Annotated in this window: 3 protein-coding genes; 1 reads left to right on the top strand and 2 read right to left on the bottom strand. The window is 67.0% G+C overall.

What is annotated here, in order from left to right:
- Together Pth03_RS19200 and Pth03_RS19195 are read right to left on the bottom strand one after the other, a co-directional pair.
- The coding region (locus Pth03_RS19200) for a cupredoxin domain-containing protein (RefSeq protein ID WP_203945685.1) at positions 1 to 427 on the bottom strand (427 nt) is incomplete at its 3' end.
- Between the two features lie 211 nt (positions 428 to 638).
- Positions 639 to 4640, bottom strand: a complete 4002-nt coding sequence (locus tag Pth03_RS19195) for a ThuA domain-containing protein (protein ID WP_203945684.1) — start codon at positions 4638 to 4640, stop codon at positions 639 to 641.
- 670 nt (positions 4641 to 5310) lie between these two features.
- Between Pth03_RS19195 and Pth03_RS19190 the strand changes: the two genes are divergently transcribed.
- Positions 5311 to 6240 carry a multicopper oxidase domain-containing protein gene (locus Pth03_RS19190; protein ID WP_203945683.1) on the top strand — a complete coding sequence of 310 codons (930 nt, stop codon included), beginning with the start codon at positions 5311 to 5313 and terminating at the stop codon, positions 6238 to 6240.
- Positions 6241 to 6284: the final 44 nt, after the last annotated feature.

The raw sequence follows: 6284 nt of genomic DNA, 5'->3' as shown, positions 1-6284 counted from the left end.
GGGGTGCCGTGGTGTCCGTGCTACCGCCGTCGGTGACCACGAGCTCGCCGACCATCATGTGACCGGGGATGGCGCAGAAGAAGCGGTACTTCCCGGGGGTGAGGTTCACCTGGACCTCGTGCCGGCCCCCGGCGGCGTCAAAGGGGCTGGCGATGATGTTGAGCGTGACGTCGTGGTTGTAGCCGGGAGTCGACGTGTCGAAGGTCAGGGTGTGCGTCATTCCGGTCGTGTTGCCGGTCGCCGCACTGTTCTCGAAGACGATCGTCGCAGGTCCTGCCGTCGCCGTGGTCGGCGCCGACTTGTACGTGGTCATGCCGTTGTCGGCCGTCCAGACGAGCACCTGGTCCGCCTGAGCCGCCTGCAGCTGTATCGGGGTCTGCGCGCCGGCCTTGACCGACGTCAGGAAGAGCGCGGGAAGTGTCACCATCAACAGCGCCACGGCAAGGCGCGGCGCCGTGACGGAGGCCTTGAGGACCCTCCATAAGGTGGAGGGAAGAGATCGGACATTCATCTACCGTTGCACCTCTCACGATCTGCATGTGTGCCGGCCGACTGCGGGCTCCGGCCGAGGACCTGCGGAGTGGGGTGCCGGACGCAGGGCATGCTCGCCCCCCGCCCGGCACCGACCGGCTACCGGCTTAGAGCTCGCGCACCCGGATGTTGCGGAACTCGATGAGGTCGTTGTTGCTGTGGTTCTGCAACCCGATGAACCCGCTGATGAACTGGCGCAGGTCCGTGGGCGGGTCACCCGCGCGGGACGACTGCTTGCCCGGCGTGTTGTCGAACTCGTTGATCACCGCACCGTTACGGATGATCGTGAAGTGCTGTCCGACCGCGCGGACCTCGTAGTCGTTCCACTGGCCCTTCGGGGTCACGCCGGCCTTGTCCAGACCGTTGGACGAGAAGTTGTAGACGGAGCCCGTCTTCTGCGGCTCGCTCCCCGTACCGTCGTAGATCTGGATCTCGTGGCCACAGAAGATCGCGACCCACGCGGGGGACGTGCGGGCGGACCCGACGGTCCCGCAACTTCCGGTGGGACGCTGCTCCAGCGGGGTTCTCGGGTCCGGGAACCGTACGAAGACTCCGCTGTTGGCGTTGAAGCCGGTGGGCGCGACGTCACGGAACTGCAGTCTCACGGAGAAGTCGGCGTACGCCTTCTTGGAGTACCACAACATTCCCAGACCGCCGGAGCTGCGGATCGTGCCGTCCTGCTGCAGAGTGAACTGCCCGGACGGAGCCTGCGACCATCCCTGCAGAGACTGCGCCGTCCCGTCGAAGATGGACTCGTACCCGTTCGTCTTGCCGATCTCCGACTGGGCCGCCGCCTTCTTGAGCGTGGACGCCTCACCGTTGTCGATGACGCCGTCCTTGCGGAACTCGTCCACCAGATGGTTGAGGTTGCTCACGAACTCACCGTGGTTCTTCCAGGTGCGCTCGTCGTCGATCAGGTCGTTGATCGTGCAACCGCCGCCGACCACCCGGTTGGCCACACCGGTGTCGGTGTCGAGCAGGCGGACCGTCGGCCGGGCGTCGGGCGCCGGGCAACCGACGTTGACGTCGATCGTCCCGGTGGCCACCTCACCGTCGGCGTAGGTGACCTTCACCGTCGCCTTGTAGGTGCCGAAGTCCGCGTAGGTGTGCGTCGGGTCGGCCTCCGTCGACGGCTTGCTGCCGTCACCGAAGTTCCACTCCCAGGACACGCCGCCGGCCTTCGTGTTGGAGAAGTGAACAGTCTTTGGCGTGCTCTGGCTGACCGCGCGCACATCCGCCTTGCTCGGGTTCGGCGTCGCCGGACCACCCTGATAGGTGATGCGGATCAGCTTCTGGTTCGAGCTGAGGCTGAAGAAGCCGCCGGCGTAGTCGAGCATGTAGAGCGCGCCGTCCGGTCCGAACTTGGCGTCCATCCACGCCTGGAGCTGGGTGGCGCCGCCGCCGGGCTGGATGATGCTGCGCACGTCCTCGGCGAAGGCCGGCGCGCCCGCGTCCGGAACGGTCTTCGGGTCGACGGTCACGGCGACGCGGTTGTTGCCGTTGGACTCGTCACCGATGAGCCACTTGTTCTCCCAGTAGGCCGGCCACGCGACACCGCTGCCGGTGTCGACCAGGGAGCGGTGATACGTCGGGCCCGACATGATCGCCTGGCCGCCGCCACTCAGGTAGGGCTGAGTGAAGGTCTCGTCGCCCAGCTTGTACGTCGGCAGGCCGCTGCCGTCGGTGCGCTTCGGGTAGACCGGGCCTCCGCCCTGCGGCGAGTACCAGATCATGTTGCTGCGCGCCGGCGGGATGTCGACGAGGCCGGTGTTACGCGGCGAGGTGTTCTTCAGGTGGTCGCAGTCGTACCAGTCGGCAGGCTGGGTGGCGTCCGTGTTACTGCGGTCGCGGTAGGGCTGCTTGTTGCCCATGCAGTACGGCCAGCCCTGGTTGCCCGCCGAGGTGAGGATCGTCGCGGTCTCGTACTTCGCCGGACCCCACGTCTCGCTCGGGCCCCCGGCGTCCGGACCGACCCAGCCCGCGGTCAGCCAGTTGTTCACGTTGTCCCAGGCGATCCGCGCGATGTTGCGGACACCCATCACGTAGATCTCCGGGCGGGCCTTGCCCCCGCCCCCTTCCTGTCCGGTGAACAGGTTGCCCTTGGGGATGGTGTACGTGCCGTCGGGCTCCGGGTGGATCCGGATGATCTTGCCGTTCAGGTCGTTGGTGTTGCCGGCCGTACGGCGGGCGTCCTGGAACGAGGTGCCCTTGTAGTCCTGGGTCCAGTTGTTCCCGGAGTAACCGCTCGAGCCGCCCGAGGAGTTGCTGTCACCCGAACCGATGTAGAGGTTGCCGTCCTTGTCGAACGCCATGCCTCCACCCGCGTGGCAGCAGCTGTGGATCTGGGTGTTCCAGTGCAGCAGGTCCTTGCGGGTGCCCTGGTCGATCGACTGCTTGGCGGCGTCGTAGGTGAACCGCGAGACCGTACGCTGGCCGATCCGCTTGTCCCTGTCGATCGACTCGTGCGGCATCCAGTAGACGTAGACCCAGCCGTTCTGCTCGAACTTGGGGTCGAGCGTGATGCCGACCAGGCCTTCCTCGTTCTTCACCAGCTCGTCGCCGCTGCCGCGGTTGCCCATGACAGGGAGGGTGGTGAGGAGCTTGACCTGCTTGGTCTTCGGGTCCCACTGGTGGATGGTGCCGCAGCCGAGGCCGACATTCGGGTTGTTCCAGTCGGCGATCGGGCCGGTGGGGCAGGCCGCCTTGCCGATGTAGAACACCTTGCCGTCCGGTGCGATGGTCAGGCCGTGGGGCTCCCCGATCTGGTCGAGCTGACCTGACGCGTTCTGCCCGGTCAACCGCTCGGTCTTGTAGTTCGACGCGATGGTCGCCTGGCAGTCACCGCGGACGAGACCGGCCGCCCACTGAATGGCGCCGCTGAGGTGGCTCTGGAACTTCTCGTCGGTGGTGTAGCTCGCCTCGGTGCCGCCCATGCCGGTGTAGAACGACCGGCCGCCGTCGTAGTCGCGGCACCACGAGATCGGGTGGAACGCGCCGTTGCCGTTCAGACCCGCGTTGTAGGTCCGCTCCTCGACCTGCGCGACCGTCTGGACCTTACCCAGGGGGCTAGGGCTCCAGTTCATCCACTGGTCCGACCGCTCCCAGGTGAGCGGCAGCCCCTTGTTCGCCGGGTGCTGGCGGTCGGTGAGGTCCACGGTCGCCTTCTGCACCGTGCTCTCCGGAGGCGGCCCGGCGGCGGGGCCGAACAGCCGCAGCTCGGCCAGCTGGGTCAGGGGCTCGCCGCTGTTCGCGGTGATGTTGAGCCGGTAGTACAGGTACGCCGTGCTGTTGTCGAAGGTGTATTCCTTCGTCTGGAACCGCTGGGGGAACGTCTCCCCGCTGCGCTTGTCCAGATCGGTCCAGTCCGTCCCGTTCTGGGAGCCCTGCAGGGTCCAGTTCTTCGGGTCACGGCCGTCGAAGTCGTTGGCCGACGTCAGCGCGTAGTGAGCGATCGCCGCCGGCTTCTCCAGCTTGGCCTGGACCCACCCGGTCGGCGTCCGGACCAGCCACTTGCTGTTGTTGTTCCCGTCGAACAGCTTGTCCACGGTCTCGTTCGGCGGGTTGTTCCCGCTCGCCGCGCTCTCCACGACCTTCTCGGCCGGCGGAAGGCTGCCGGCGGGGCGGGTGCCGATCAGCTCGGTGAACCAGGACGAGTTCGCCTGCGCACGCGCCGCATCGTGGACGCCGACGAACCCGCCGCCATCCTTGATGTACGCCTGGAAGGCGCCCTCCTGGGCCTCGTTCAGCGTCGCGCCCTTCGCGGACAGGAACACCACGCCGCGGTAGCGCGCCAGATTGTCGGCGGTGAAGACGGCCGGATCCTCGGACACGGCGACGGAGAAGCCGTTCTTCTTGCCCAGTTCCTTGACCGCGGCCGTGGCCTGCTCGACCGGGTCGTCCTGCTGGGCCGCCGGGCCGTGGAAGACCAGCACGTTGACCGCGTCGGCGGCGGCGTCGGCGGCGGCCGCCGACTGGTCATTGGGCTGGGCTTGCGCCGGAACGGCGAACGGAGTCGCCAGTCCCAGCATCAGGGCGGCGCTCGACACCATGATCAGTGTGCGCCGCCAGGCGGGTGGTCGGGGCTGTACGAAAAGGCCTTTTCGACCCATCGTGCGCTCCTTCGGGTTGGGGGGTTACATCGGCACCTGCGGAGAGCTGTCTGGTCAGCCGTGGCAGCGCGGAGAGGGCATACGTCTCCGGCTTCAGGTCGGCTCCGGGGCGGCGGCCTGCCCCTGGCCTCGTGCTTGTTGGCGCCGGCCCGCCGGCGACGCCCGTGGCGGTTGGTTGCGTGTGGCGGATGGGTGGATCGAGGGCCATCGATGCTGCTCGGGGCACTTCCATGCCGCCGGCATGTGTTTTCCGCGGGGGTGGCGTGGACGCTGGCTGTCCAGAAATGCGTGCAGGGGGCGGTTGTCGAGCAACGTAACAGCTTCACTGGACTTCATCCAGATATGTGAGAAAGTTCTGCAAGTTTATGCAGCACTTCTTGACATTTCATCAAAAGTGTCGCCTACTTCCATCGAAAGTCCCTCACCGCAACCGACTTCGCCCCGTTCCTCCCACCCGGCAGACAACGGACACGTTCCGCAGGCCGGCTCGACCACGTCGTTCAGGCCGGCTCTCCGTCGGCGTCACGAACAGCAGCAGCTCGCCTCACGCAGATGGGGCGCCGTCACCGATTGGGGAACCATGACCGAGGTAGGCAGAGGCATGGCGCGAGGCTCGTTCTCCCGGCGCGCTTTCACCGCGTCCGCGGCAGTGGCCGCGTTCGCACCGTTAGTGGCATCGGTTCCGGCCGGCGCAGCCCTGGCCGAGAAGTCCGCGGGCAAGCCGGGGGGCGACGTCCGCCGCATCACCCTCTATGCCGAGAAACTGCCGGGTGGCCAACTGGGCTACGGCCTGGAGCCGGGCAAGGCCACGATCCCCGGGCCGCTCATCGAGATGATCGAGGGCGAGACCCTCGAGATCGAGATGGTCAACAATCTGGACGTGGCCGCCAGCCTCCATGTGCATGGCGTGGACTACGACGTGGCCAGCGACGGCACGCGGATGAACGACGGCGTGGTGGAACCGGGAGGCCGGCGTATCTTCACCTGGCGCACCCACGCGCAGGGCCGCCGGCCCGGCGGCACCATCGAACCCGGTAGCGCCGGCTACTGGCACTACCACGACCACGTCGTGGGCACCGACCACGGCACGGGCGGCATCCGGGCAGGGCTCTACGGGCCGCTGATCGTCCGCCGGAAGGGCGACGTGCTGCCGGACAAGCAGTTCACCGTCGTCTTCAACGACATGACGATCAACAACAGCACGAGCCACGAAGGACCCCACTTCATGGCGAAGATCGGCGAGCGAGTGGAGTTCATCGTGATCACTCACGGGGACTTCTTCCACACGTTCCACATCCATGGGCACCGCTGGGCCGACAACCGTACCGGCCTGCTGGAAGGCAATCAGGACCCGAGCAGGATCATCGACACCAAGATCACCGGACCGGCCGAGTCGTTCGGCTTCCAGGTGATCGCCGGCGAGCGCGTCGGGCCCGGGATGTGGATGTACCACTGCCACGTCCAGAGCCACTCCGACATGGGAATGGCCGGGGTGTTCATGGTGACCGACGAGAACGGAAACGTTCCGGGCCACCCGATGGACATGAACCAGGCGAACGGGAGCGCTCCGGAGCACTCGATGGACAACATGCACCACTGACGCCGTCGCGCCGGCCCTGGACGAGGACGCTGCCTGGTCCAGGG

Origin of the sequence: Planotetraspora thailandica, from assembly GCF_016863335.1 — a bacterium.
Classification (GTDB): domain Bacteria; phylum Actinomycetota; class Actinomycetes; order Streptosporangiales; family Streptosporangiaceae; genus Planotetraspora; species Planotetraspora thailandica.
Note: the sequence above shows the minus strand (reverse complement) of the source record. Positions and strands in the feature narration are given on the sequence as shown.

What these genes read in the sequence shown, in the direction of transcription:
- Pth03_RS19195 (WP_203945684.1), bottom strand. Translation starts at nt 4,640, where the DNA reads ATGGGTCGAAAAGGCCTTTTCGTACAGCCCCGACCACCCGCCTGGCGG.